Raw genomic sequence first — 24,832 nt, forward strand, 5'->3', positions numbered from 1 at the left:
GCGCCCGGTCATCAACGCCACCGGGGTGGTGGTGCACACCAATCTGGGCCGCGCCCCGCTGTCGCGGGCCGCGCTGGACGCGGTGGTCGCCGCCGGCGGGGCCCCCGACGTCGAGTTCGACCTGGCGACGGGCCGGCGCGCGCGCCGCGGCCGGGGTGCGCTGGCCGCGCTGGCGGGTGCGGTCCCGACCGCCGGCGGCGTGCACGTCGTCAACAACAACGCGGCCGCGCTGCTGTTGACCGCCATGACCCTGGCCCCCGGCAAGGAGATCGTGCTCAGCCGCGGCGAACTCGTCGAGATCGGCGACGGGTTCCGCATCCCGGAGCTGCTGGAATCCACCGGATCGCGGCTGCGCGAAGTCGGCACCACCAACCGCACCGGCCTGCGCGATTACACCGAGGCGCTCGGGCCGCAGACCGGTTTCGTGCTGAAGGTGCATCCGTCCAACTTTCACGTCAGCGGCTTCACCTCGGCCGTCGACGTCGCAGCGCTGGCGCCGGAACTGCGCAGGCTCGGCCTACCGCTGGTGGTCGACATCGGCTCCGGCCTGCTGTCGCCGCATCCGGTGCTGCCCGACGAGCCCGACGCGACGTCGATGCTGGCCGACGGCGCGGACCTGGTCACCGCGAGCGGCGACAAGCTGCTGGGCGGGCCGCAGGCCGGGTTGCTCTTCGGCCGCGCCGAGCTGATCGAGCGGATCCGCCGCCATCCCGCGGCTCGCGCACTGCGGGTCGACAAGCTGACGCTGGCCGCGCTGGAGGCGACCCTGCTGGGTCCGCCCCCGCCGGTGGCGCAGGCGCTGGCCGCCGACGTCGGGCGGCTGCGCGCCAGGGCCGAGTCGCTGGCCGCCGGGCTGCCCGGCGCCGTGGCGGTGGACTGCGTCGCGGCCGTCGGCGGCGGCGGGGCGCCCGGCGTCGAATTGCCCAGCGCCGCGCTGAGCCTGCCCGAGTCCTACGCCGCCGCGCTGCGCCTCGGCAGGCCGCCCGTCGTGGGCCGCCTGGAGGGCGGCCGGTGCCTGCTCGACCTGTGCACGGTGTCGCCCGAGGACGACGAGCTGCTCGCCGCGGCGGTACGGGCGTGTTCGTCCTAGCCACCGCCGGCCACGTCGATCACGGCAAATCGACTCTGCTGCAACGGATTACCGGCATGTGGCCGGATCGGCTGGCCGAGGAGCGGCGCCGCGGCCTGACCATCGATCTGGGCTTCGCGTGGACCGAGCTCGGCGGCCGCCAGCTCGCGTTCGTCGACGTGCCCGGCCACGAACGGTTCGTGGCCAACATGCTGGCCGGCGTCGGCGCGGTCCCCGCGGTGGTGTTCGTCGTCGCCGCCACCGAGGGCTGGATGCCGCAGTCGGAGGAACACCTGGCCGCCCTGGACGCGCTCGGTGTCCGCCACGGGCTGTTGGTGATCAGCAAGGCCGACCTCGCCGATCCGGGCCCGGCCGTCGCGCAGGCGTCCGAAAGGCTTGCCGCCACATCACTTGCCGGCATCCCCGTGGCTGTTTCCACCGACCTCGACCGGGTGCGCGCCGAACTGGTGGCGCTCACCGACCGGCTGCCCGCGCCGGAGGCCGGCGCCGACGTGCGGCTGTGGGTGGACCGCAGCTTCACCGTGCGCGGTGCCGGCACGGTGGTCACCGGCACGCTGGCCGCCGGCACGGTCCGGGTGGGCGACGAGCTCGAGCACGCCGGGCGGCGCGTCACCGTCCGCGGACTGCAATCGTTGGGCCGCAACCATTCCGAGGTCACCGCGGTGGCCCGCGTCGCGCTGAATCTGCGGGGTGTTGACCGGCACGACATCGGCCGCGGGGACACCGTGCGCACGCCGGGAGCCTGGCTGGACACCGCGGAGATCGACGTCGCCCTGCGGTCGGCGGACACGCCGCACCGCCAGCTCGTGCTGCACATCGGGTCGGCGGCGGTGCCGGTGCAGGTGCGCCGGCTGGGGCCCGCCGCGGCGCGGCTGCGGCTGGCCAGGTCCCTGCCGCTGCGCGTGGGGGACATCGGGTTGCTCCGCGACCCCGGACAGCACCGGATCGCGGCGGGAGTCGAGGTGCTCGACGTCCGTCCGCCCGGGCTGCGGCGCCGCGGCGCGGCGCGGGCGCGCGCCGACGAACTGGCCACCGGCGAGGCCGCCGCGCCCGAGTTCGCGCGCGCCGCGGACCTGCGCGCCATGGGTCTGCCGCCGCGCGGGCAGCGGGTGGGCGACTGGGTGGTCGATCCGCGGTGGTGGGCGGCGCGGCGCGAGGACGCCGCCGCGGCGGTGCGGCGCTGGGCGGGCGATCACGACGTCGCGGCGGGCATGCCGCTGGAGACGTTGCGGCAACGGGTCGGGCTGCCCGCCGCCGACCTCGTGCCCAAGCTGCTGGAGGGCACGGGTCTGGAGGTGACCGACGGGTTGGTCCGCCCGCCCGGGGCGGGCCTGCCGGCCCGGGTGGACAAGGCCGTATCCGCGGTCGAGGAGTGGCTGGCCGCCGAGCCGTTCCGGGCGCCCGAGGCCGATGAGCTGGCCGAGCTGAAGCTGGGCCCACGCGAGCTGGCCGCGGCGGTGCGCGCCGGGCGGCTGACGCGGATCGCCGACGGGGTCGTGCTGGGGCCCGACGCCCTGGACCGCGCCGCCGGCGTGCTGGCGGCGCTGCCGCAACCGTTCACCGTGAGCGAGGCGCGTCGCGCGTTGGGCACCACCCGGCGGGTGGCGGTGCCGCTGCTGGAACAGCTCGATGCCCGGCGCGTGACGCGCCGTGGCGACGACGGAACGCGGGTGGTTACAGCCGCTCTTTGACGGCGGCCGAGAGGCGGGCGCCGTCGGCCTTGCCTGCGGCGATCGCGGTGGCGGCCTTCATCACCATGCCCATCTGTTTCATCCCCGGGCGCTCGCCGATTTGCTCGGCGACCTGTGCGATCGCGGTGTCGGCGACGTCGGCCACCTCGGCCTCGGTGAGCGGGGTGGGCAGGTACTCGTCGATGATCCGCCCCTCGGCGTGCTCGTTGGCGGCGAGCTCTCCGCGCCCGTTCTGGGTGTAGATCTCCGCGGATTCGCTCCGCTTGCGGGATTCTTTGGCCAACACCTTGAGGACTTCCTCGTCGGTGAGCTCCTTGGCCTCCTTACCGGAAACCTCCTCGGTCTGGATCGCGGCTAACAGCATGCGCAGCGTGGCCGTTCGCAACTTGTCCTGGGCCTTCATCGCCGCGGTCAGGTCGGTCCGGATCCGGGATTTGAGTTCTGCCATGTCTGAGACGCTACGCGCCGGGCGGGGCGCCAACGTTGTGAAATGCCCCGGCCGCCGACAGGATGGAGCCCATGACGATCGACGCGCCCGGCTGCAAAGGCCGCGGGGTTCGGTGAGCGCGCCGCCGCCTGGTTATCCGGCTGGTCCGCCCCCGGCATCCGGCCCACAACCCGAATACGGTCCGCCGCCGCGCTACGGCCCGCCGCCGGCGTACGGCCCGCCGCCGGGATACCAACCCCCACCCGGCTACGGACCCCCGCCGGGCTACGGGCCACCACCCGGCTATGGGCCGCCACCCGGATACGGTCCCGCGCCGGGCTACGGATCGCCACCACCCTTCGGCACACCGCCGGGCTACGGTGCCGTCAAACCCGGGATCATCCCGCTGCGGCCGCTGACCCTCGGCGACGTCTTCAACGGCGCGGTCGGCTACGTCCGGGCCAACCCGAAAGCGACGTTGGGCCTGACCGCCATCGTCGTGGTGATCATGCAGATCCTCACCAAGGTCGCCTTCTTCGGGCCGCTCGCCGCGGCCGACAGGCTGGCCAGCGATCAGCCCGGCGAACTGAGCTCGGGGGTCCTCGGGGCCTGGTCCGTGTCGGTGGGCGGCGGCATTCTGGTCGGCTGGCTCGGCGGCATGATGCTGTCCGGGATGCTCACCGTCATCGTCGGGCGGGCGGTGTTCGGGTCACCCATCACCATCGGCGAAACCTGGGCCAAGATCCGCGGGCGGCTGCTGGCCCTGCTCGGCCTGGCACTGCTGGAAGCCGTCGTGGTCGCGGCCCTTGCCGGGCTGGTCGCGGTGATCATCGGCGTACTGGCGGCGATCGGTAGCGCCGCGGCGGCCGTGGTGCTGGGCATTCCGCTGGTGCTGGTCGTCGTCGCGCTGCTGGTGTTCCTCTACACCGTGGTGTTGTTCGCCCCGGTGCTGATCGTGCTGGAGCGGCTGCCGGTCATGGATGCCATCGCCCGGTCGTTCAAGCTGGTGCGCAACGGCTTCTGGCGGGTGCTGGGTATCCGGGTGCTCGCGTTCCTGGTGACGTCCGTCGTCGCCAACGCCGTCGCGGTGCCGTTCAGCATCGTCGGCCAGTTTTTCCAGATCACCTCGTCCGGCACGGCGTTCCTGGTCAGCACGGCGGTCCTCTCGGTCGGGGCGGCCATCGGCGAGATCATCACCGCACCGTTCAACGCGGGGGTCATCGTGCTGCTGTACACCGACCGCCGGATGCGCGCCGAGGCCTTCGACCTGGTGCTGCAGAGCGGAGCCGCCCAGGGACCGTATGCGGCCGCGTCCACCGACAACCTCTGGCTGACGCGGCCCCTGTAGGGCCGAGCGAGGACTAGCTCAAGGATGCCTTCCATCGACATCGACCGCGATGCCGCACATCGCGCCGCGCAGGACGAGCTCAACAAACCGATCTATTCCAAGGGCTCCGCGCGCGAACACTTCGTCGACTGGGTCAACGACCTGATCTACCGGTTGCTGCAGAAGACTTCCTCGGTGCCGGGCGGATGGCTCACCGCCACGGTGCTTTTCATCCTGCTGGCCATCGCGGTGATCGTCGGCATCTACATCCTGCGGCGCACCATGCGCACCCGCCGCGGCGGCGACTACTCATTGTTCGAAGCCGCCCAACTGACGGCCGCCCAGCATCGCGCGACCGCGGAAAGCTATGCGGCCGAGGGTGATTGGGCCGCCGCGATTCGTCACCGGCTGCGCGCCGTCGCCCGCCAGCTCGAAGAGACCGGGGTGCTGACACCGGCCCCCGGCCGCACGGCCAACGAACTCGCCCGCGACGCGGGTGCCGCGTTGCCCCACCTGGCCGACGAATTGACGCAAGCGGCAACGGCTTTCAACGACGTCACGTACGGCGAACAACCCGGGACCCAGGACGCCTACCAGATGATCACCGCCCTGGACGACCATCTGCGGTCCCGCTGGCAGGGCGGTCCTCTCGAGCCCGGCCGGCCCGCCGCCCACGAGTCATGGGCGCAGGTGCGGTGATGGCGACGATCCCCGATGCCCGCCCCGAAGCCACGCCGCGCCGCCGGCGCACCTGGCGCTGGGTGCTCGTCACGCTGCTGGTGCTCGCCGTCATCGCCGGCGTCGACGCGTACCTGAGCGCGCCGCGGCCCGGGGCCCGCATGGACCCGGCGTCGACCGGCCCCGACGGTGCCCACGCGCTGGTGGAGTTGCTGCGCGGCGCCGGAGTCGACGTCGTCGTGGCCAACAACATCGCCGACGTCGAACACGCGGCGCGTCCGGACGCGCTGATCCTGGTCGCCCAGAGCCAATACCTCACCGACACGCTGCTCGACCGGCTGGACAACGTGCATTCGGACCTGCTGCTGGTGGAACCGACCACCCGGACGCGCGAGGCGCTGCTGCCGGGCGTGCGGGTCTCCGGCGCCAACGGCTTTGACCTCGACCCGAATTGCACTCTGCGCGAGGCCGTTCGCGCCGGGCCGGTCCGGTTCGGGGCCAGCACCACCTACGAATCCAAAGCCGGCCGCACGATGTCGCGCTGCTACGACGGCGCGCTGATCCGCTTCCGCAGCGACGGACGCACCATCACCGCCGTCGGCAGCACCGACTTCATGACCAATGGCAGCCTGCTGCAGGCGGGCAACGCCGCGCTCGCGATGAACCTCGCTGGCGACCGGCCCCGGCTCATCTGGTACGCGCCCCATCACATCGAAGGTGAATCCTCGTCCAACGCAACGCTTTTCCAGCTGATCCCGCCCAACGTGATCTGGATCGTCGGGCAACTGGCGCTGGTGGTGCTGCTCGTCGCGATGTGGAAGGGCCGTCGGCCCGGACCGCTGGTGGCCGAGGTGTTGCCGGTGGTGGTGCGCGCGTCGGAGACCGTCGAGGGTCGCGGCCGGCTGTACCGGTCCCGACGGGCGCGCGATCGCGCGGCCGCGGCTTTGCGCGCCGCCACGGTGGCGCGGCTGCTGCCGCGCCTCGGCCTGGGTGCGGGCGCGTCGCCGGCGGCGGTGGTGACCACCGCGGCCCAGCGCACCGGATCGGATCCGGCGTTCGTCTCCTACCATCTGTTCGGTCCGCCCCCGACGACCGACAACGACCTGTTACAACTTGCCCGTGCGCTCGACGAAATCGAAAGGCAGGTCGCACACCCGTGACACAACCCACTACCGCTCAGTCCCCCACCGCTGAATCGGCGCGCGAGGCGCTGCTGGCGTTGCGCGGCGAGCTCGCCAAGGCCGTCGTCGGACAGGAGGGCGTGGTCAGCGGCCTGGTGATCGCGCTGCTGTGCCGCGGCCACGTGCTGCTGGAAGGTGTTCCGGGAGTGGCGAAGACGCTGCTGGTCCGGGCGCTGTCCGCGGCGCTGCAGCTGGAATTCAAGCGGGTGCAGTTCACCCCCGACCTGATGCCCGGCGACGTGACGGGTTCCCTGGTGTACGACGCGCGCACCGCAGCGTTCGTGTTCCGGCCCGGGCCGGTTTTCACCAACCTGCTGCTGGCGGACGAGATCAACCGGACCCCACCCAAGACCCAGGCCGCGCTGCTCGAGGCGATGGAAGAGCGTCAGGTCAGCGTCGACGGCGAACCGCGGCCGCTGCCCGACCCGTTCATCGTGGCCGCCACCCAGAATCCCGTCGAGTACGAGGGCACCTACCAGCTGCCCGAGGCCCAGCTGGACCGCTTCTTGCTCAAACTGAATGTGACGCTGCCGCCGCGCGACGCCGAGATCGCCATCCTGCACCGGCACGCGCACGGCTTCGACCCGCGCAATCTGTCGGCGATCAAGCCGGTGGCCGGGCCCACCGACCTGGCGGCCGGCCGCGACGCGGTGCAGAACGTGCGGGTTGCCGACGAGGTGCTGGGCTACATCGTGGACATCGTCGGGGCCACCCGTTCCTCCCCCGCGCTGCAACTGGGCGTGTCGCCCCGCGGGGCGACCGCCCTGCTGGCCACAGCGCGCTCCTGGTCGTGGCTGTCCGGGCGCAACTACGTCACGCCCGACGACGTGAAAGCCATGGCCCGCTCGACGCTGCGGCACCGGGTGATGCTGCGGCCCGAGGCCGAACTCGAAGGCGCCACGCCCGACGGTGTGCTCGACGGGATCCTGGCGTCGGTTCCGGTGCCCCGCTAGTGGTCCTGACCGGACGCACCGGGCTGGTCGCACTGATCTGCGTCCTGCCTATTGCGCTGTCTCCTTGGCCGGCAACCACTTTCGCGGCCCTGCTGATAGCGCTGGCGATCGCGGTGGTGCTCGACATCGTCCTGGCGGCCGGCACGACCAAACTGCGCTACGTGCGTTCCCCGGACCGCTCGGCGCGGCTCGGGCAGCAGGTGGAGTGCGGGCTGTCGATCCACAACGACGGCGCGCGCCGGTTCCGCGGACAGATCCGCGACGCCTGGCCGCCCAGCTCCCAGGCGCGGCCGCGCATCCATCCCATCGACATCCCCGCCGGGCAGGACCAGCAGGTGCAAACACAGCTCCAGCCCGTTCGCCGCGGCGACCAGCGAGCGACGGTGGTCACCGCCCGATCGATCGGCCCGCTCGGGCTGGCGGGCCGGCAGGGTTCGCGACCGGTGCCCGGGCAGCTGCGGGTGCTGCCCCCATTCCTCGCCCGCAAGCACCTGCCGTCGCGGCTCGCCAAGCTCCGCGAGATCGACGGCCTGCTGCCCACGCTGGTACGCGGGCAGGGCACCGAATTCGACTCGCTGCGAGAGTATGTCGTCGGCGACGACGTGCGCTCGATCGACTGGCGCGCCACCGCGCGTCGCGCCGACGTGGTGGTGCGCACCTGGCGGCCCGAACGCGACCGGCGGGTGGTGATCGTGCTCGACACGGGCCGCACGGCGGCGGGCCGCGTCGGTGTCGATCCGACCGCGTCTGATCCGGCGGGCTGGCCGCGGCTGGATTGGTCGATGGACGCCGCGCTGCTGCTGGCCGCATTGGCGTCGAGGGCCGGCGACCATGTCGACTTCCTGGCCCACGACCGGGTGAGCCGGGCCGGCGTGTTCGGCGCCTCGCGCACCGAACTGCTTGCCCAGCTGGTCGACGCGATGGCGCCCCTGCAACCTACCCTTGTCGAATCGGATTGGCGGGCAATGGCTTCCGCCATCGCGCTGCGCGCCCGCCGGCGGTCCCTGGTGGTGCTGCTGACCGACCTGAACGCGGCCGCGCACGACGAGGGCCTGCTGCCCGTGCTACCGCAGCTGTCGGCCAAGCATCACCTGCTGGTGGCCGCGGTCTCCGATCCGCGCGTCGACCAAATGGCCGCCGGGCGTTCGGATGCCGCTGCGGTGTATGACGCGGCGGCCGCCGAGCGATCCCGCAATGACCGCGGCGTGATCGCCACCCGTCTGCGCCGCGGCGGGGTGGAAGTCGTCGACGCCCCGCCCACCGAACTCGCACCCGCCCTTGCCGATCACTACCTGGCGATGAAGGCGACCGGGCGTCTGTAGCCCGCAGCTCAGCGAGTCGGAACGAAGTCCGGCGCCTCCGCCATGTCGCCGCTTTCCCCGGCCTTCACCCCGCGGCGGCCGAAGTAGACGATGTAGGACAAGAACGCCACCTCGGCGATGACGCCGATGCCGACCCGCACGACCGTCGGCAACGGCGACGGGGTCACCAGTGCTTCGATCAAACCCGAGACCAGCAGCACCGCAACCAGACCCACGGCGACCGAGACGACGGCCCGGCCCTGTTCGGCGAGCACTTGGCCCCGGGGCCGGTCTCCGGGCGAGATCACCGACCAGCCCAGCCGCATTCCCGTTGCGCCCGAGAGGAATACCGCCGTGAGCTCCAGCAGCCCGTGCGGGACAAGCAAACCCAGCAGCAGGGCGCCCTTGCCGGCCGGGAACATCAGCCCGGCGATGACACCCAAATTGGCGGCATTCTGAAACAGCACAAAGGGAATCGGCACGCCCAACACCACGGACAGGGCGATGCATTGCGCGGAAACCCAGGAGTTGTTCACCCAAATCTGCAGCGCGAACGCCGCGGCGGGATGTTCGCTGTAGTACGACTCCACGTCGTGGTTGACCAATTGCTGGATGTCGCTGGGTGTTCCGAGCGAGGACTGCACATCCGGGCTGCCGGCGACCCAGAGCGCGACGACCACGACCACGGCGAAGAACGCCGCCGCGGTGGCCAGCCACCACCGCCAGGTGCGGTAGGCCACAACCGGGAACGAGACCGTCCAGAACCGGGTGAACGCACTGCTCAGTGGCGCGTGGGCACCGGTCACCGCCGACCGGGCCCGCGCGACCAGGCTCGAGAGCCGGCCGATCAGCACGGAATCCGACGACGCCGAGCGCAGCATCGACAGGTGGGTGGAGACCCGCTGGTAGAGCTCGACGAGTTCGTCGATCTCCGCGCCGGACAGCGACCGGCGCCGCCCGACCAATCGGTCGAGGCGGTCCCAGGTCGGGCGATGGGCCAGCACGAACGCATCGACATCCACCCTCGGCAGCCTAATCGCACCACCGGCATGACAGAGTGCGGCCGGCGACACGCACCAGCCTGTACCGTTCGAAGTTATGTCGGAGGTGGTGACCGGGGACGCCGTGGTGCTCGATGTGCAGATCGCACAGCTGCCGGTGCGGACGCTGAGCGCGCTGATCGATATTGCGGTCATGGTCATCGGCTACCTGCTCGGCCTGATGTTGTGGGCAGCCACCCTGACTCAATTCGATACCGCACTGACCAACGCGATCCTGCTGATATTTACGGTGCTGGTACTTATCGGCTATCCCTTGGTCCTCGAAACGGCTACGCGGGGACGCTCGGTCGGCAAGATCGCGATGGGCCTGCGCGTGGTGTCCGACGATGGCGGCCCAGAACGCTTCCGCCAGGCGTTGTTTCGGGCCCTGGCGGCGCTGGTGGAGATCTGGATGCTGTTCGGGAGCCCGGCCGTCATCTGCAGCATCCTGTCCCCGAAGGCCAAACGGATCGGCGACATCTTCGCAGGCACGGTGGTGGTCAACGAACGCGGACCCCGGCTCGGGCCCCCGCCCATGATGCCGCCCTCCTTGGCATGGTGGGCGTCCTCCTTGCAGCTGTCCGGCCTGTCGGCCGGTCAGGCCGAGGTGGCACGCCAATTCCTTTCCAGGGCAACGCAGCTCGACCGTCAGCTGCGCCTGCAGATGGGATACCGGATCGCCGGTGACGTGGTGGCGCGCAAGGCGCCGCCGCCACCGCCCGGCGCCCCGCCGGAACTCGTGCTGGCCGCCGTCCTCGCGGAGCGGCACCGCCGCGAATTGGCCCGGCTGCGCCCGGTCATGCCTGCGCCAGGCCCGACGGGACCCACGCCGTGGCCACCGCTCGGCGGCGCATACCAGGGCCCCCCGGGCTGGCCCAGCCCGCCGCCCGGTGCGGTGCCGCCACCGCCGCAACAATCCGTTGGATGGCCCGATCCACGATCGGGTGGTCCCGGCCCGGGAGACCCCGGTACGCCGGACGGTTTCTCACTGCCGCACTAGCCGGCCACACTCGCCGCCATGAGGGCGACGTCGATGATCAGCAGTGCCCATCCGCATAGCGGAACCGCGATGCCGCCGCGTCGTTTGGCGGTGAAAAACGAGATGATGATGACGACCACGGCGACCGCGGGCGCACCGTAGAACGCGACGCCGAAGTTGATCCCGCCGTGGCCCAGGTTGGGACAGCTGCGGTCGCTGCAGCCGGCGGTGCTCATCACGGCACCGAGCGCGAAGAGCATCACGAGCGCGGCGGCGGGCACCGTCGCCAGCGCCAGCCCCCAGTTGATCCACGTCCAGCTGGTACGCCGCCGGGCACCGTCGGGTCGCCCGAATGCGGCCGCGCCGACGCCACCGCTATCGACCTTCAGGTTGTTGTCAGCGTTCATCCCACTAGTTCCTACCCGTCGTTTGGTGCATGCAAACCGCACAGCGGCGGGCGGACTCCGCCCGATTTCCGCAGCTCATCGACGATTCAGCGAAATTCTGCAACATATCCCGTTGCATCGCGTTAGTTTCCGATATATCGTGATGTTTCGAAGCGCACGATCGGTGCGCGACCCACAAACGTAAGGACAGAAAAATGAGCAACCCATTCACTCCCCCCGAAGGACCATTCGCCAGCCGGCCCGGTCTCGGATTCGGCTTCGGCCCCGGCCCGGTTGACCGGCGCGCCCTGCACGAGGCACGGCGCCAGGCCCGACGGGACTTCCGCGAGCATCTGCGCGATCACGCCGGTGGCCACGACGGCCCGTTCGGCTTCGGCCCCGGTTTCGGCCCGGGCTTCGGTCCCGGCTTCGGCCCCGGTTTCGGCTTCGGCCCCGGTGGCCGACGCGGCGGATGGCGCCGTGGCGGCCCGGGTCGCGGCAAGCGCGGCGACGTGCGAGCGGCCATCCTGACGCTGCTGGCCGAACAGCCGATGCACGGCTACGAAATGATTCACCAGATCGCCGAGCGCAGCAATGGACTGTGGAAGCCGAGCCCCGGTTCGGTGTACCCGACACTGCAACTGCTCGACGACGAAGGCCTGATCACCGCGAGCGAAACCGACGGCAGCAAGAAGCGTTTCGAGCTGACCGAACAGGGCCGCGCGGCGGCCGACAAGATCGAAACCCCGCCGTGGGACGAGATCACCGAAGGCGCCGACCCGGGTCACATGAATCTGCGGGCGGCCGTCGGCCAATTGTTCGGCGCGGTCGGGCAGTCCGCCCACACCGCTTCGGCCGAGCAGCAGCAGCGCATCGTCGACATCCTCAACAATGCGCGGCGTGAGATCTACGGCATTCTCGGCGAAGACTGAGTGCATCCGGCGGGCCCTGGATCGGGCGGCGTCACGTGACGTCGACCCAATCCAGGGTCCGCTGCACGGCTTTGCGCCAGCCCGCGTAACCCGCGGCGCGCTGCTCGTCGTTCCAAGCCGGAGCCCAGCGCCTGCCCTCTTGCCAATTGGCACGCAGGTCGGCCGGATCGGCCCAGAACCCCACCGCCAGACCGGCCGCGTAGGCGGCGCCCAGCGCGGTCGTCTCGGCGACCACCGGGCGCACCACGTCCACACCCAGCACGTCCGCCTGGATTTGCATGCACAGGTCGTTACCGGTGATACCGCCGTCGACCTTCAAGACCTCAAGGCGCACACCGGAATCCGCCGCCATGGCGTCCACCACGTCGCGACTCTGATAGCAGATCGCCTCCAGCGTTGCGCGCGCCAGATGCGCGTTGGTGTTGAACCGGGACAGGCCTACGATCGCGCCGCGCGCATCGGATCGCCAATAGGGCGCGAACAATCCGGAAAACGCGGGAACGAAATAGACTCCACCGTTGTCGTCGACCTGGCGTGCCAGCGATTCGCTTTGCGCGGCGCCGCTGATGATGCCCAGCTGATCGCGCAACCACTGCACGGCCGCGCCGGTCACCGCGATCGAACCCTCGAGCGCATACACGGGTTTGGCGTCCCCGAATTGATAGCAGACGGTGGTCAGCAGCCCGTTGTCTGACCGCACGATGGTCTCACCGGTGTTGAGCAGCAAGAAGTTTCCGGTGCCGTAGGTGTTCTTGGCTTCCCCCTCGGACAGACACACCTGACCCACCATCGCCGCGTGCTGGTCGCCGAGCATCCCGGTGATCGGTACCTCGCCGCCGGCCGGCCCGGTCTCCGACGTCACGCCGTAGGGCTGCGGCGACGACGAGGGCCCGATCCTGGGCAACATCGCCCGGGGGATCGAGAAGATCGACAACAGCTCGTCGTCCCAGTCGAGGGTCTCCAGGTTCATCAACATGGTCCGGCTGGCATTGGTCACGTCGGTGGCGTGTACGCCGCCGCGCGGCCCCCCGGTCAGATTCCACAACACCCAGGTGTCGGTAGTGCCGAACAGCGCGTCACCGCTCTCGGCGGCCGCGCGCAGCCCGTCGACGTTCTCCAGGATCCACTGCAGCTTGGCGCCGGAGAAGTAGGTGGCCGGGGGCAGGCCGGCCTTGCGGCGGATCACTTCGCCGCGACCGTCGCGTTCCAGCGCCGACGCGATCCGGTCGGTGCGGGTGTCCTGCCAGACGATCGCGTTGTAATAGGGCCGCCCGGTCTTGCGGTTCCACACCAGAGTGGTCTCGCGCTGATTCGTGATACCCAGCGCGGCAATATTTTTCGTACTCAGGTCGGCCCGGTTCAACACCGACGTCAGCACCGAGGAGGTGCGCTCCCAGATCTCGACCGGGTCGTGCTCCACCCAGCCGGCCCGGGGCAGGATCTGCTCGTGCTCGAGTTGATGGCGTGCCACTTCGGCACCCTCGTGATCGAAGATCATGCAGCGAGTGCTGGTTGTCCCCTGGTCGATGGCGGCGACGAATTCGGCGAACTCGGCCAACTGCTCTCCTCCACCCGTGAGCTCGGACACGTTTGCGGCAAAAGTCCATCATGGTCTACCCGCCAAACGGACGAGGCGGGAACCGCGACTCGTGGGAGCTTGCGTTACGGGCGGTAACCCTGTTGCATCTGCGGTGTGGGCGAAGAGGTCAAGCGCACCACGTACGACAGCGCACACCGGCGGGAATACCGGCGCAAGGTACAGCTGTGCCTGGACGCCTTCGAGACGATGCTCGCCCAGTCGAGCTTCGATTCCGCGCAGCCGCTCACCGGCATGGAGATCGAGTGCAACCTCGTCGACGCCGACTACCAGCCGGCCATGTCCAATCGCCACGTGCTGGACGCCATCGGCGATCCGGCGTACCAGGTCGAATTGGGTGCCTACAACATCGAATTCAACGTTCCGCCGCACGCGCTGCCCGGGCACACCACCCTGGACCTCGAGGCCGAGGTGCGGGCCAGCCTGAACGACGCCGAGAACAAGGCCGGCGCCGCGGGCGGTGCCCATATCGTCATGATCGGCATCCTGCCCACGCTGATGGCCCAACACCTCGACCACGGCTGGATGAGCGAATCGAAGCGATACGCCGCCCTCAACGAGTCGATCTTCACCGCCCGCGGCGAAGACATCCACATCAACATTTCCGGACCCGAGGCGCTGAGCTGGCACACCGCGACGATCGCACCCGAATCCGCTTGCACCAGCATGCAATTGCATCTGCAGGTGGATCCGGAGACGTTCGCCGCCAACTGGAATGCTGCTCAGATCGTGGCCGGCCCGCAGTTGGCGCTGGGCGCCAACTCGCCGTTCTTCTTCGGGCACCGACTGTGGGCCGAAACACGCATCGAGCTGTTCGGGCAGTCCACCGACACCAGGTCCGACGAGCAGAAATCCCAAGGCGTGCGGCCGCGGGTGTGGTTCGGCGAGCAGTGGATCGACTCGGTCCTCGACCTGTATCGGGAGAACATCCGCTACTTCGAATTCCTGCTGCCCGAGGTGTCCGACGAAGACCCGGTCGCCGAGCTGGCCGCCGGGCGGATCCCGCAGCTGTCCGAACTTCGGCTGCACAACGGGACCGTCTACCGGTGGAACCGCCCGGTGTACGACGTGGTCGACGGTCGCCCCCACCTGCGGCTGGAGAACCGCGTGCTGCCGGCCGGGCCGACCGTTGTCGACATGCTGGCGAATTCAGCCTTCTTCTACGGCATGCTGCGCAGCCTGTCCGAAGCGGACAACCCGCTGTGGACCGCCATGGATTTCGGTGTGGCGGAAGCCAATTTCCTCGCGGCCGCGCTGGACGGCATAGACGCCGGGCTGCACTGGCCCGGCCTGGGCGACGTGACCGCGCGCGAATTGGTGCTCGACACCCTGCTGCCGATCGCCGACGAGGGGTTGCAGCGCTGGGGCGTCGACGCCGAGGTCCGCGACCGGTTCCTCGGGGTCATCGAGGGCAGGGCCCGGACGGGACGCAACGGTGCCACCTGGCAGGTGTCCACCGTGCGGGCACTGCAGGACGGTGGCATGAGCAGGCCCGCGGCGCTGGCCGAGATGCTGCGCCGGTACTGCGATCACATGCACGCCAACGAACCGGTGCACACCTGGGAGTCCTGACCGCGGGTACCTCGCTGCAGGCAGGCTCGCTCAGTGGGCGCAGGCTCGCCAGGTGTCGCGTGGCTTCCTAAAGTCGAAAGTACTGTTGAAGCAGTTGGCGACTCAACGTGTCCAGCCGACAGCGCAGCAGCCCCAGCTGCCGATGCATGGCTGCACTGCTTACCCGTGTTCGCGCCCGTGGCGCGAAACAGCAACCAGGAGGTTGAAAACCGTGCCTGATCAAGTCATGGACTGGGACAGCGCTTATCGCGAGCAGGGTGGGTTCGAGGGCCCGCCGCCGTGGAACATCGGTGAGCCGCAGCCCGAACTGGCCGCCCTGATCGCGGCCGGCAAGTTCCGCAGCGACGTGCTGGACGCCGGCTGCGGGGTCGCCGAGCTGTCGTTGACCCTGGCCGCCCAGGGCTACACCGTGGTCGGCATCGACCTCATCCCCACCGCCGTCGCGGCGGCCACCAAGGCCGCGGCCGACCGCGGCCTGACCACGGCCACCTTCGTGCAGGCCGACATCACGTCGTTCACCGGCTACGACGGACGGTTCTCCACCGTGGCCGACAGCACGCTGTTCCACTCGTTGCCGATCGAGGGCCGCGACGGCTACCTCAGCTCGGTACACCGCGCGGCGGCGCCGGGGGCCGGCTACTTCGTGCTGGTCTTCGCCAAGGGTGCTTTTCCCGACGAATGGGAAAACAAGCCCAACGAGGTCGACGAGGACGAGCTGCGCGACGCGGTGAGCAAGTACTGGGAGATCGACGAGATCCGGCCGGCCTTCATCCACGCCAACATTCCGCCGGCTCCCGACGGCCCGCAGCACGACCGCGACGAGAAGGGCCGGATGAAGCTGCCGGCCTACCTGCTGTCCGCGCACAAAGCCGCTTAGCCGGTCGCGGTCGCCGCGGTGGCGGCGATGAGGGCCTCGGCGAACGTCTCCAGGTCGTCGGCCGTGGTATCCACGTGCGGCGAGATCCGCAGCACGGGTTCCGTCAGCTCCAGCGGCGCCCGCTGCACGCCGGCGAACGTGGTCAGGATCCGCCGCTCGGCGAGCAGCCAGTCGCGCACCGCCTGCGCGTCGGCGCCGTGGTTCGGCGCCAAAGTGGTGATCGCACTGGACTCTTCGACCTCTTCGACCACAGTCCAGCCGGCCACATCGGCCAGCACAGTGCGGCTCAGGCTGCCCACCTCGGCCAGCCGCGCGCACACTGCCTGCGGCCCGTAGGCCAGATGCTCGCCCAACGCCAGCGAAAACCCCACGCGCGCAGCGACATTGGCCTCGCCGAACTCCAGCTGCTCGGCGACCGTCGGCGAGCCGTCTTTGCGGGCCCAGTCCGGCGCGGCCAGGCGTGGGCGCAGGCTTTCCATCAGCTCGCGGCGTACCCCGAGCATCCCGACACCGCGCGGCCCGGCGATCCACTTGCGCGACGAGGAATAGGTCACGTCTGCGCCCACCGCGCAGTCCACCTGGCCCAGCGCCTGGGCCGCGTCGACGACGAGCGGCAGCCCCAACTCGCGGCAGAGTTGGGCGACCATCGAAACCGGTTGCACCACACCGCAATGGCTGGCCACCGCGGTCAGATGCACCAGGTCCGGCGGATCGGTCTGCAGGGACAGCGCCGCATCGTCCAGCGCGAGCCGGCCGTCTTCCAGGGTCGGCAGCAGCTGCCGGTCGAATCCGTGCGCGGCGAACAGGGCCAGGTTGGGCCCGTATTCGCCGGGCAGGCAAGCTAGCCGTTTTCGGTCCGCCGCTCCCGCCGGCCAGCCGCCCAGCAGCAGATCAAGGGCGTTCAGCGAGCCGGTGGTGAAAACCACCTCGGCGTCGGCCATTCCGGTCAACGCGGCGAACGCGACGCGTCCGGCGTCGAGCACCGGTGCGGCCGCCTCCGCCGCGACATAGCCGCCGAGCTCGGACTCGTTGCGGGCGTGCTGCGCACCGGCCTCGATCACCGCCAGGCTCTGCCGCGAACAGGCCGCGTTGTCCAGGTGCAGACCGGCCATCGGCGGGCGGGCTGACCGCCATTGACCGGCCAGCGCGTTGGCGCCGGTCACTTCACGGCCAACGACAACCCGAAGTCGCCCGCTTCGTCCGTCCACCACCGGGTGCGGCGCAACCCCGCGGTGGCCAATTCGCCAGTCACCTTGTCGGGGCGGAACTTACACGACACCTCGGTGAGCATTTCCTCGCCGGCCTCGAAGTCCACGGCCAGCTCGAGCGCTCCGACCCGCACCCGCTGGCGCCGGTCGGACCGCAGCCACATCTCGATGCGTTCTTCCGCCGCGTTCCACCGGGCCACATGCCGGTAGGCGTCGACGTCGAAGTCGGCGTCGAGCTCCCGGTTGACCACCGCGAGAACATTGCGGTTGAAGGCCGCCGTCACCCCGGCGGCGTCGTCATAGGCGCGCACCAGCCGCTCGGTGTCCTTGACCAGGTCCGTGCCCAGCAGCAGGCTGTCGCCGGGCCGCATCTGCGCGGACAGTGCGGCAAGGAATTCCGCGCGCGGGCCGGGTGTGAGGTTGCCGATCGTCGACCCGAGGAACACGAACAGCCGCCGCCCGCCGTCGGGGATCTCGGTCAGGTGCTCTTCGAAATCGCCGCAGACGGCCTTGATTTCCACGCCCTCGTACTCCTGCTGGATGGCCGCGGCCGCGGTCGACAGGATGCTTGCGTCGACGTCGAACGGGACGAACCTGCGCAGCGAACCCCGTACCCGTAGCGCGTCGAGCAACACCCGCGTCTTCTCCGATGTCCCGCTGCCCAGTTCCACCAGGGTATCGGCCTCGCTCGCCGACGCGACTTCGGCCGCCCGCGCTCGCAAGATCTCGGCCTCGGCGCGCGTCGGGTAGTACTCGGGCAGCCGGGTGATCTGGTCGAACAGATCACTGCCGACGGAGTCGTAGAACCATTTGGGCGGCAATGTCTTTGGCGTCTTCTGCAGGCCGTCCAGGACGTCGCGGCGCAACGCGTGGTACGCCGAGTCGGCGGCCAGGTGGTTCGACAGCGACAGCGTCATCAAGATCCTCTCGACTGATCCAGCGGCGTCATCGTGACACCGTTCGCGGTGACTTCGACAAGGTGACGGTCCGGCACGTCCTCCCAGTCGGAGTCGTTGTCGTAGGGTTCGCTGGCCAGGACCACTCCGTCCGGGCGCCGCAGGATGGACAGCGTGTCGCCCCACGCCGTCGCCAGCATGCGAGAACCGTTGGCGGCCAATATGTTCAGCCGCGCGTTTGGATCGGCCGCGGCGACCTCTTCGATCGTCTCCCCCAGCGCGTCGAGCCCACGTTCGAAGATCGTAGCCGCCAGTATCGCGCTGTCACAGGCCGATTCGGCGCGCGCCGTCGTCGGCAACACGGCCCGGTCGACGATTCCGTTGTGCGACAACAACCACTGCCCGTCGGTGAACGGCGCGCACGCGCTGGCCTCGATCGGCATGCCGACGGTGGCCGAGCGTACCGCGGCCACCACGCAGTGGCTGCGCAGCGCGGGCGCGATCGAATCGAACGACACGTCGCCCCACAGCGGCGCCTGGCTGCGCCAGCGGCGGGGCAGCCCGTCCTGCGGTGGTCCTGTCGAGGTGTCGAAAAACCCGACGCCCCAACCGTCGGCGTTGAGCAGGCAATGCTTTTGCCGGCGCGGCGCATAGGACTGCACCCGCAGCCCGAACGGCGGATCGAGCACCAGCGAGGAAACCGTGACGTCAGTCCCCAGCCAGCCCAGGTGCCGGCACATCAGGCGCGATCCCCGCCGTCGGGGACGTCCCACGCCAGCCGGACGCCGGAGAAGATCTGGCGCCGGTAGGGGTGATCCCAGTTGCGGAAGCTCGGGCGCATGATGCCCGGCTCCACGGCCCACGAGCCGCCGCGCAGCACCCGGTAATCGCCGTCGAAGAAGGGCTGCGAATACCGCTCGTAGAGCATCGGGACGAACCCGGGCCAGGGCCGCAGCGGGGAGGTGGTCCACTCCCAGACCTCGCCAAGCATCTGCTCGGCGCCGTACGCCGAGGCGCCCGCCGGGTAGGCGCCGACGGGCGCCGGCCGCAACGCCGTGCCGCCGAGGTTGGCCAGCGCCTCGTCCGGTTTGCGCTCGCCCCAGGGATACCGGCGCCGGGTGTTGGTGGACGGATCCCAGGTGCAGGCCTTCTCCCATTCCATCTCGGTGGGTAGCCGGGCGCCGGCCCAGGCCGCGTACGCCTCGGCCTCGAAAAAGCTGACGTGCTGGACGGGTTCGTCGGCCGGGATGTCCTCGACGTGGCCGAACCGGGTGCGGGTCGCGCCGTCGGGGCTCCAGAACTGCGGCGCGGTCAGGCCCGCGGCCTGGCGGTGCTGCCAGCCGCGCTCCGACCACCAGCGCGGCTGGTCGTAGCCTCCGTCGTCGACGAACCTGCGCCATTCGCCGTTGGTGACCGGGACCCGTCCGATCCGGAAGGCGGGCAGGTCGACGACGTGGGCCGGGCGCTCGTTGTCCAACGAATACGGTTCACGGGCGGCGTCCACGCCGAGCACGAATTCGCCGCCGGGCACCAGCACCGACGTGCCGGCCAGCCCCGCTCGACCGGCCGGCAGCACGGAGGCGTCCAGCAAAAGCGGTGCGCCGCTGCGCAAATTCAGCGCCTGCAGCATGGTTTCGTCGTGCTGGTTTTCGTGGCTGACCACCATCGCGTACACGAACGCCGCCTCCTCGCCGGCGGGATCGTCGGGCAGCGCGTCGAGCGCGTCGAGCACGGCCGAGCGCACGGTCCGGCAGTAGGCCCGCGCCTTGTCCGGCGACAGCAGCGGCAGGTCCACCCGGCTGGCGCGGGAATGCACGAAGGCGTCGTAGAGCCCCTCGACCGCCGGCGGCAGCATCCCGGGGCGCGCCGGGTCACCCCCGCGCAACAGCCACAGCTCCTCCTGCTGACCGATGTGCGCCAGGTCCCATACCAGCGGGCTCATCAGCGGGTCGTACTGCCGGCAGAGTTCGGCGTCGTCGAACTCGACCAGACGCAACGTCCGCGTCCGCGTCCGCGCCAGGTCGTCGGCGATGCCCTCCCGCGACGTCACGACTCCCCTTGCGCCAGTCGCGCCACCGCCGCCGCGGGGCCGTGCTCGACCACCTGGTCGGAGAAGTCGTCGCCGGGGCAGCGGCCCTGGTCGACCAGGCGGACCAGCCGCCGCATCGAATCGCCGAGCTCGGCGGGCGCCTTCGCGGCGGCGATGGCCATGCACGCGTTGGCCGCCGCGTACAGCCGCCGGTCGCGCAGCCCAACCCTGGCCGCGGTGTCCCAGGCGGTGGCCACCGGTTCGACGGCCTCGGCCGCGATGTCGGCGGCGGCCGGGTCGTCGAGCAGGACCGCCAGGGTGAACGCGACGGCGGGCCACAACGCGTCGGGCACGCTGTCCAGATAACGGATCTCCAGCCACTGCCTGGGCCGCACCGGCGGGAACAGCGTGGTCAGGTGGTATTCCAGATCGGCGACGCTGGGGCGACGATCCCCGAGCAACACGCGGCCGTCGACCCAGTCGGCAAAGGGCACCCAATGCGTGACGGCCTCGGCGTCGGGGTTGTGCACCAGCATCACCGGGGCCTTGAGCGCATACCGCGCCCAGTCGGTGCCCGGGTCGTCGCCGCTGGCGCCAAGGATGGGTCCGCAGCGCGCCGAGTCCATCCGGCCCCACACCCGCTGCCGGCTCGACACCCAGCCGGTGAAGTCACCGTCCAGCATCGGCGAGTTGGCGGTGATCGCGATCATGGTGGGCCCCAACGCGTGTGCGAGGCGCACCCGCGCCGCCCAGCCGTCGCGCGGACCGGCGTCCAGGTTGACCTGAATCGACGCGGTCGACGTCATCATCGCCGCGCCGGCCTCCCCGGAGTGGCTGGTCGCGAAGAACTGTTCCATGGCGCGGTACCGGGCGCCGGGGTTGATGCGCTTTGGCGGGCGCAGCGGGTCGGCGCCGAGGAATACCAGGCCCAGCCCGGCGGCGGCGAACGCCGGCTGGAGCACGGCCTGATCGCGGCGCATGGCCTCGATGGCCGGCACCACGCCGTCGGCCGGCGGCCCGGACAGCTCGACGGCGCCGCCCGGTTCCACGGTGATCCTGCTGCCGCCCGGCAGCGCGGGCAGCGCGTCGAGCACGTCGGCGATCTCGCTCCAGCTCGGTCTGCGGTGCGGGTCGGCCGGGTCGTGGCAATGGGCCTCCAACTCCAGCCCGACACGGCCCAGCGGGGCGTCCACCAGACATCCCTCGGCGATGTACTGCGCGACGGCCGCGGAATCGGCCAGCTCGGCGATGTTGAGCTCGGGGGTGGGGTCGGCACCGGCCACGCGCGACTCCGACTGCGAAGCCGCGGCGGTGATCGGCGCGAACGTCATATCACGATCCCTTCGGGCCCGGGCATGCCTGGACATGCACCTGCGGACCGCTTCCCTGCGCAGCTAATCGAACGTTAAGCGGCACCATTTCGTCTAGTGCTTCATCTATCAGATGCCCCCGACATATTCCCTTCTCCGCACGGTGAGGTGCTCGGGACAGACGGTTACCCAATCGCTCGATTATTGACCCAGCGCGTTCTGCATCGCCCCAGCCAGCACGTTCACCGCAGGTCCGGCGTTGCCGGATTGGCACACTTTCGCCTGCAGCAACACGTTTTCGCGCAGCCTGGTTTGATTGAAGCACCGGCGATCGGTGCCCGCCTCCTGCTTCGTCCAGTTCTCGTCGGCCGGGCCGGCCGGCCCGCCATCGAACGACCACACCTGCGTGCTGCCGTTGTCCAAGTGGAGCGCGGTCGTCTGTCCCGAACAACCCACCGTTCGATCCACCACCCGATGAAACGCCCGGCCCGCGGCCTCATTGGTGGCGAACACCCCGACGGCCTGTTTGACCAGATGGGTCTGGTCGGTGGCCGACGTCTGGGTGAGGGCTCCGTTGAACGACGCCAGGTCGGGATCGTTGTACACCTCGGGCAAACCGATGTCGGCCCAGTTGTTGCAGTCCGGTAGGTCCACCCAGTCGCCTTGCCCGGGCTGGGTGAACACCGACTCCCAGCCCATGGGCCCGCCGACGATGTTGCCGACCGATCCCCTGCCCAGGACGGCGTAGTTCACCACCCCTGGCTCCGACGGGTGCGCGGCCGCGACCGGCATTGCGGCCGTGCCCGCCAGAACCAAGCCGATGGCCATCGCGGCCCCGTGCAGCTGGGCAACCTGCGTAACCCGCATGGTCATGCAGCGATCATGCCAGGCGCACCGACGCGCGGTCAGCCCCCGTTGCCCCGGACGCCCTCCTCGACCTTTTTGCCGAGGTCGGGATCGACGTTGCGCCAGTACTCGAACACCCGCGACAGCACCGGCTCCTTAACACCCTGGGAGACGTGGCCAATGATGTTGTGCGCCAAGCGTTCCCTGGCCGCATCGTCGAGCACCTCGCGCACCATGGTGCCGGCCTGCCCCCAGTCGTCATCCTCGGCGTGCAGCGTGTACGCCGAGCGGACCATGTCCCCGTCGGCGTGCCAGCGGATCTCGGCGGCGCGCGCCGGGTCGGCGTGCGGCCCACCGTAGGAATTGGGCGCATAGACGGGGTCGGAGACGTTATTCATCCGCATGGCGCCATCTTTGGAGTAGCTGTTGACCTCGACTTTGGGCGTGTTGACCGGGATCTGGCGGTAGTTGGTCCCCAGCCGGGCGCGATGGGCGTCGGAGTACGAGAAGCCGCGCGCCTGCAGCATTTTGTCCGGACTCAGGCCGGTGCCGGGCACGGTGTTGTTCGGCTCGAAGGCCGCCTGCTCAATCTCGGCGTGGTAGTCCGTGACGTTGCGGTTCAGCGTCATCCTGCCGACGTCGATCAGCGGGTAATCGCCGTGCGGCCATACCTTGGTCAGGTCGAACGGGTTGAACCGGTAGTCCTTGGCTTCCTCGTACGGCATGATCTGCATCTTCAGCGTCCAGCTAGGGTGATCCCCGCGTTCGATCGACTCGAACAGGTCGCGCTGGTGGTAGTCGCCGTCCTCGCCGGCCAACCGGTCGGCGTCCTCCTGGGTCAGGAACTCGATGCCCTGGTCGGTGATGAAGTGGTACTTCACCCAGAAGATCTCGCCGGCCGCATTGATCCAGCTGTAGGTGTGGCTGCTGTAGCCGTTCATGTTCCGCCAGGTCTTGGGGATGCCGCGGTCTCCCATCAGCCACGTCACCTGGTGCGCCGATTCCGGGGACAGGCTCCAGAAGTCCCACTGCATGTTGTGGTCACGCACATTGCTTGCCTGCAAGCGCTTCTGGGACCGGATGAAGTGCTGGAACTTCAGCGGGTCACGCATGAAGAAGACCGGGGTGTTGTTGCCGACCAGGTCGAAATTGCCTTCGCTCGTATAGAACTTCAGCGCGAAGCCACGCGGGTCGCGCCAGGTGTCTGGGCTGCCCCGCTCGCCGGCGACGGTGGAAAACCGTGCCAGCATGTCGGTTTTGGTGCCGGGCTGGAACACCGCGGCCCTGGTGTACTGGCTGACGTCATTGGTCACTTCGAAATGACCATATGCGCCACCACCTTTGGCGTGCGGCTGGCGCTCCGGGATGCGCTCCCGATTGAACATCGCCATCTGCTCGATCAGGTAGTGGTCCTGCAACAGAATCGGGCCGTCTGGGCCGATCGTCAGCGACTGGTCGTCGCTCGGCGCAGCGATGCCGGCGTCATTGGTCGTGAACCGGTCCGTCATTTAGCTCTCTCCTCGTCACCGGGTTGCAGGCCGCGGTGCCCGAGGAAGCACACCGCGGTACCGAATCGCTTGAGCATCAAGCATTTTCAGTACTGCAGTGAGCGCTTCGGGTCTTCCGGCCTGCAATCGAGTATTCCCCTCATCTTGACCTGGTCAAGAAGATGCGGGCGACTTCCGATCGGCCGCCCACTACGGGCGAATACCCGTTTCGGGCACGATTTAAGGCGTGACGTAAGCGCGCGCTGTCAGGGGCGCGGCGCGGGCGCGCCGGGGGACGGGGTGGCAGGCGGCTGCCCGGGGCCGCTGACACCCGGGCCGGCGTGCGGTCCGCCGGGACCGCCCGGACCGCTCGGGGGCATCGGAACGATCAAGCCAGGACCGCCGGGACCAGGTGGTCCCCACGGCCCGTTGTCAGGTCCGCCCGGGCCGCCGTACCACGGCCCGTAGCCGCCGGGGGCGCCGTACTGCCCGGGTCCGTTACCCGGCCCGGGGCCTCCCCACGGTCCATTGCCGGGCCCGGGGCTGGCGGGGTGGAACATGCCGTGGTGATGGTGGCAGTGGTGCTGATGCATCCAGATGGAGGCGCCGACGAAGAACACCGACGAGAGGATGAAGACGATGCCCGCGACGATCACCACCCAGGCGGCCGCCGTGTAGAGCCGGGGCGGCCTCACCCGGTCCGGGGCTGCCGGCGGTGGCGCGGTGACGGGTGCGGCTGGGGTCGACTCGGTGCGTGGTTCGGGTGTGTCGGGTGTCTCGCTCATGCCTTGCCATATTGCCCCGCGCTTCCTGGTCCTAACAGGTCTGCGCGACAAAATTGTTGTGAATCGAGATGGGGCGGTTAGGCGTCGGTGACCGCAAAAGACAGGTGGCCCCGGGCGCCCGGGGGGCGCCCGGGCCCACTGGTTGACGGGGGTTTTTCAGTTGTGAAAAACACCCAGGGGGGGGCCCAAACCCGGGGGGGCCCGGGGGGGGCCCCCGGCCGGGGCGGGGCCCCGGGCCAA

23 protein-coding genes are annotated in these 24,832 nt (G+C 70.0%); 11 read left to right on the top strand and 12 right to left on the bottom strand.

Annotation, left to right across the window (positions count from 1 at the left end):
• Together selA and A5732_RS08905 are read left to right on the top strand one after the other, a co-directional pair.
• Positions 1-1,090, top strand: a 1,090-nt coding sequence (gene selA, locus A5732_RS08900) for an L-seryl-tRNA(Sec) selenium transferase (protein ID WP_076101985.1), incomplete at its 5' end; no start/stop codon positions are given.
• Positions 1,078-2,781 (top strand): selenocysteine-specific translation elongation factor, encoded by a 1,704-nt coding sequence (locus A5732_RS08905; protein WP_076050800.1) that lies wholly within the window; start codon positions 1,078-1,080, stop codon positions 2,779-2,781. The genes selA and A5732_RS08905, both read left to right, overlap by 13 nt.
• Here the strand turns inward: A5732_RS08905 and A5732_RS08910 are convergent.
• Complete coding sequence (locus A5732_RS08910; RefSeq protein WP_064952635.1) at positions 2,765-3,229, bottom strand: GatB/YqeY domain-containing protein; 465 nt, start codon at positions 3,227-3,229, stop codon at positions 2,765-2,767. The two genes, A5732_RS08905 and A5732_RS08910, sit on opposite strands and share 17 nt — an antisense overlap.
• Between A5732_RS08910 and A5732_RS08915 the strand changes: the two genes are divergently transcribed.
• Genes A5732_RS08915 through A5732_RS08935 form a run of 5 tightly spaced genes read left to right on the top strand, consistent with a single transcriptional unit; the run spans position 3,228 to position 8,669 of the window.
• Positions 3,228-4,556 carry a hypothetical protein gene (locus A5732_RS08915; protein WP_171974988.1) on the top strand — a complete coding sequence of 443 codons (1,329 nt, stop codon included), beginning with the start codon at positions 3,228-3,230 and terminating at the stop codon, positions 4,554-4,556. The two genes, A5732_RS08910 and A5732_RS08915, sit on opposite strands and share 2 nt — an antisense overlap.
• A gap of 24 nt (positions 4,557-4,580) precedes the next feature.
• Entirely contained in the window at positions 4,581-5,234 is a 654-nt protein-coding gene (locus A5732_RS08920; protein ID WP_076050803.1) for a DUF4129 domain-containing protein, read from the top strand.
• Positions 5,216-6,373, top strand: a complete 1,158-nt coding sequence (locus tag A5732_RS08925) for a DUF4350 domain-containing protein (RefSeq protein ID WP_171974989.1) — start codon at positions 5,216-5,218, stop codon at positions 6,371-6,373. Before A5732_RS08920 ends, A5732_RS08925 begins: the two co-directional genes overlap by 19 nt.
• A complete protein-coding gene (locus A5732_RS08930; protein WP_076101987.1) occupies positions 6,370-7,347 on the top strand; it encodes an AAA family ATPase in 978 nt (325 codons plus the stop codon). Before A5732_RS08925 ends, A5732_RS08930 begins: the two co-directional genes overlap by 4 nt.
• Positions 7,347-8,669: a DUF58 domain-containing protein gene (locus A5732_RS08935; protein ID WP_076101988.1), complete on the top strand. Its 1,323-nt coding sequence runs from the start codon at positions 7,347-7,349 to the stop codon at positions 8,667-8,669. Before A5732_RS08930 ends, A5732_RS08935 begins: the two co-directional genes overlap by 1 nt.
• An 8-nt stretch (positions 8,670-8,677) precedes the next feature.
• Here the strand turns inward: A5732_RS08935 and A5732_RS08940 are convergent, their stop codons facing one another.
• On the bottom strand, positions 8,678-9,670 hold the full coding sequence (locus A5732_RS08940; RefSeq protein WP_076101989.1) for a stage II sporulation protein M: 993 nt from the start codon (positions 9,668-9,670) through the stop codon (positions 8,678-8,680).
• Positions 9,671-9,746: 76 nt separating this feature from the next.
• Here A5732_RS08940 and A5732_RS08945 point away from each other — a divergent pair, with 76 nt between their 5' ends.
• Positions 9,747-10,688, top strand: coding sequence for an RDD family protein (locus A5732_RS08945; RefSeq protein ID WP_076101990.1), 942 nt, complete (start codon positions 9,747-9,749; stop codon positions 10,686-10,688).
• Here A5732_RS08945 and A5732_RS08950 read toward each other — a convergent pair.
• Positions 10,685-11,074 (bottom strand): hypothetical protein, encoded by a 390-nt coding sequence (locus tag A5732_RS08950; protein ID WP_076050808.1) that lies wholly within the window; start codon positions 11,072-11,074, stop codon positions 10,685-10,687. The two genes, A5732_RS08945 and A5732_RS08950, sit on opposite strands and share 4 nt — an antisense overlap.
• 194 nt (positions 11,075-11,268) lie before the next feature.
• Between A5732_RS08950 and A5732_RS08955 the strand changes: the two genes are divergently transcribed.
• Positions 11,269-11,985 carry a PadR family transcriptional regulator gene (locus tag A5732_RS08955; protein WP_076101991.1) on the top strand — a complete coding sequence of 239 codons (717 nt, stop codon included), beginning with the start codon at positions 11,269-11,271 and terminating at the stop codon, positions 11,983-11,985.
• Positions 11,986-12,016: 31 nt separating this feature from the next.
• On the opposite strand, the gene glpK is transcribed toward A5732_RS08955, so the two are convergent.
• Positions 12,017-13,543 (bottom strand): glycerol kinase GlpK, encoded by a 1,527-nt coding sequence (gene glpK, locus A5732_RS08960; protein WP_076101999.1) that lies wholly within the window; start codon positions 13,541-13,543, stop codon positions 12,017-12,019.
• 135 nt (positions 13,544-13,678) lie between these two features.
• Here glpK and A5732_RS08965 point away from each other — a divergent pair, with 135 nt between their 5' ends.
• Together A5732_RS08965 and A5732_RS08970 are read left to right on the top strand one after the other, a co-directional pair.
• A complete protein-coding gene (locus tag A5732_RS08965; protein ID WP_076050810.1) occupies positions 13,679-15,154 on the top strand; it encodes a glutamate--cysteine ligase in 1,476 nt (491 codons plus the stop codon).
• Between the two features lie 211 nt (positions 15,155-15,365).
• A complete protein-coding gene (locus A5732_RS08970) occupies positions 15,366-16,031 on the top strand; it encodes a class I SAM-dependent methyltransferase (protein WP_142254610.1) in 666 nt (221 codons plus the stop codon).
• Here the strand turns inward: A5732_RS08970 and egtE are convergent.
• The 8 genes from egtE to A5732_RS09010 all read right to left on the bottom strand — a co-directional run bounded on the left by egtE (position 16,028) and on the right by A5732_RS09010 (position 24,592).
• On the bottom strand, positions 16,028-17,143 hold the full coding sequence (gene egtE, locus A5732_RS08975) for an ergothioneine biosynthesis PLP-dependent enzyme EgtE (protein WP_253189031.1): 1,116 nt from the start codon (positions 17,141-17,143) through the stop codon (positions 16,028-16,030). The two genes, A5732_RS08970 and egtE, sit on opposite strands and share 4 nt — an antisense overlap.
• A gap of 47 nt (positions 17,144-17,190) precedes the next feature.
• Positions 17,191-18,156, bottom strand: a complete 966-nt coding sequence (gene egtD, locus A5732_RS08980; protein ID WP_076050813.1) for an L-histidine N(alpha)-methyltransferase — start codon at positions 18,154-18,156, stop codon at positions 17,191-17,193.
• A complete protein-coding gene (gene egtC, locus A5732_RS08985; RefSeq protein WP_076101994.1) occupies positions 18,156-18,875 on the bottom strand; it encodes an ergothioneine biosynthesis protein EgtC in 720 nt (239 codons plus the stop codon). The genes egtD and egtC overlap by 1 nt, the downstream gene beginning before the upstream one ends.
• Positions 18,875-20,185, bottom strand: coding sequence for an ergothioneine biosynthesis protein EgtB (egtB, locus tag A5732_RS08990; RefSeq protein WP_076101995.1), 1,311 nt, complete (start codon positions 20,183-20,185; stop codon positions 18,875-18,877). The genes egtC and egtB overlap by 1 nt, the downstream gene beginning before the upstream one ends.
• Entirely contained in the window at positions 20,182-21,495 is a 1,314-nt protein-coding gene (egtA, locus tag A5732_RS08995; RefSeq protein ID WP_076050816.1) for an ergothioneine biosynthesis glutamate--cysteine ligase EgtA, read from the bottom strand. Before egtA ends, egtB begins: the two co-directional genes overlap by 4 nt.
• A 180-nt stretch (positions 21,496-21,675) precedes the next feature.
• On the bottom strand, positions 21,676-22,302 hold the full coding sequence (locus tag A5732_RS09000) for a sensor domain-containing protein (RefSeq protein WP_371915824.1): 627 nt from the start codon (positions 22,300-22,302) through the stop codon (positions 21,676-21,678).
• Positions 22,303-22,379: 77 nt separating this feature from the next.
• On the bottom strand, positions 22,380-23,828 hold the full coding sequence (locus tag A5732_RS09005) for a catalase (protein ID WP_076101996.1): 1,449 nt from the start codon (positions 23,826-23,828) through the stop codon (positions 22,380-22,382).
• Positions 23,829-24,073: 245 nt separating this feature from the next.
• A complete protein-coding gene (locus A5732_RS09010) occupies positions 24,074-24,592 on the bottom strand; it encodes a hypothetical protein (RefSeq protein WP_076101997.1) in 519 nt (172 codons plus the stop codon).
• Positions 24,593-24,832 lie beyond the last annotated feature (240 nt).

The sequence above is a fragment of the Mycobacterium colombiense genome, from assembly GCF_001953985.1.
In the GTDB taxonomy this organism is placed as follows: Bacteria; Actinomycetota; Actinomycetes; order Mycobacteriales; family Mycobacteriaceae; genus Mycobacterium; species Mycobacterium colombiense_B.

Bases quoted from the DNA above. Each gene is read 5' to 3' on its own strand.
- egtD (WP_076050813.1), bottom strand. From the start codon at position 18,156: ATGACGCTGTCGCTGTCGAACCACCTGGCCGCCGACTCGGCGTACCAC.
- A5732_RS08915 (WP_171974988.1), top strand. From the start codon at position 3,228: ATGTCTGAGACGCTACGCGCCGGGCGGGGCGCCAACGTTGTGAAATGC.
- egtC (WP_076101994.1), bottom strand. From the start codon at position 18,875: ATGTGCCGGCACCTGGGCTGGCTGGGGACTGACGTCACGGTTTCCTCG.
- A5732_RS08925 (WP_171974989.1), top strand. From the start codon at position 5,216: ATGGGCGCAGGTGCGGTGATGGCGACGATCCCCGATGCCCGCCCCGAA.
- A5732_RS08955 (WP_076101991.1), top strand. From the start codon at position 11,269: ATGAGCAACCCATTCACTCCCCCCGAAGGACCATTCGCCAGCCGGCCC.
- A5732_RS08950 (WP_076050808.1), bottom strand. From the start codon at position 11,074: ATGAACGCTGACAACAACCTGAAGGTCGATAGCGGTGGCGTCGGCGCG.
- A5732_RS09000 (WP_371915824.1), bottom strand. From the start codon at position 22,302: ATGGCCATCGGCTTGGTTCTGGCGGGCACGGCCGCAATGCCGGTCGCG.
- A5732_RS09010 (WP_076101997.1), bottom strand. From the start codon at position 24,592: ATGAGCGAGACACCCGACACACCCGAACCACGCACCGAGTCGACCCCA.
- egtE (WP_253189031.1), bottom strand. From the start codon at position 17,143: ATGGCCGGTCTGCACCTGGACAACGCGGCCTGTTCGCGGCAGAGCCTG.
- A5732_RS09005 (WP_076101996.1), bottom strand. From the start codon at position 23,828: ATGACGGACCGGTTCACGACCAATGACGCCGGCATCGCTGCGCCGAGC.
- egtA (WP_076050816.1), bottom strand. From the start codon at position 21,495: ATGACGTTCGCGCCGATCACCGCCGCGGCTTCGCAGTCGGAGTCGCGC.
- A5732_RS08945 (WP_076101990.1), top strand. From the start codon at position 9,747: ATGTCGGAGGTGGTGACCGGGGACGCCGTGGTGCTCGATGTGCAGATC.
- A5732_RS08910 (WP_064952635.1), bottom strand. From the start codon at position 3,229: ATGGCAGAACTCAAATCCCGGATCCGGACCGACCTGACCGCGGCGATG.
- A5732_RS08920 (WP_076050803.1), top strand. From the start codon at position 4,581: ATGCCTTCCATCGACATCGACCGCGATGCCGCACATCGCGCCGCGCAG.